Origin of the sequence: Alkalimonas cellulosilytica (assembly GCF_036325985.1) — a bacterium.
GTDB classification, from domain to species: domain Bacteria; phylum Pseudomonadota; class Gammaproteobacteria; order Enterobacterales; family Alteromonadaceae; genus Alkalimonas; species Alkalimonas cellulosilytica.
In genome coordinates this window covers 1-713 of sequence record NZ_JAUHLI010000053.1, presented here as the reverse complement: position 1 = coordinate 713, position 713 = coordinate 1, and the positions used below count along the sequence as shown (strand labels likewise).

The 713-nt window shown below is 53.6% G+C and carries 1 rRNA gene; it reads left to right on the top strand.

Annotation, left to right across the window (positions count from 1 at the left end):
* A 23S ribosomal RNA gene (locus tag QWY20_RS18490) occupies positions 1-685 on the top strand; the annotation flags it as partial.
* Positions 686-713 lie beyond the last annotated feature (28 nt).

The window sequence follows — 713 nt, the reverse complement described above, 5'->3', positions numbered from 1 at the left end:
TTCGGACAGTGTCTGGTGGGTAGTTTGACTGGGGCGGTCTCCTCCTAAAGAGTAACGGAGGAGCACGAAGGTTGGCTAAGTACGGTCGGACATCGTACGGTTAGTGTAATGGTAGAAGCCAGCTTAACTGCGAGACAGACACGTCGAGCAGGTACGAAAGTAGGTCATAGTGATCCGGTGGTTCTGTATGGAAGGGCCATCGCTCAACGGATAAAAGGTACTCCGGGGATAACAGGCTGATACCGCCCAAGAGTTCATATCGACGGCGGTGTTTGGCACCTCGATGTCGGCTCATCACATCCTGGGGCTGAAGTCGGTCCCAAGGGTATGGCTGTTCGCCATTTAAAGTGGTACGCGAGCTGGGTTTAGAACGTCGTGAGACAGTTCGGTCCCTATCTGCCGTGGGCGTTGGATAATTGAGTGGAGTTGCTCCTAGTACGAGAGGACCGGAGTGAACGAACCGCTGGTGTTCGGGTTGTCATGCCAATGGCACTGCCCGGTAGCTATGTTCGGAACGGATAACCGCTGAAAGCATCTAAGCGGGAAGCCGGCCACAAGATGAGTTATCCCTCAGACTATAAGTCTGCTAAAGGGTCGTTGGAGACCACAACGTTGATAGGCAGGGTGTGGAAGCGTGGCGACACGTTAAGCTAACCTGTACTAATTGCCCGAGAGGCTTAACCATACAACGCCCAAGTGGCTTGTATGCACGC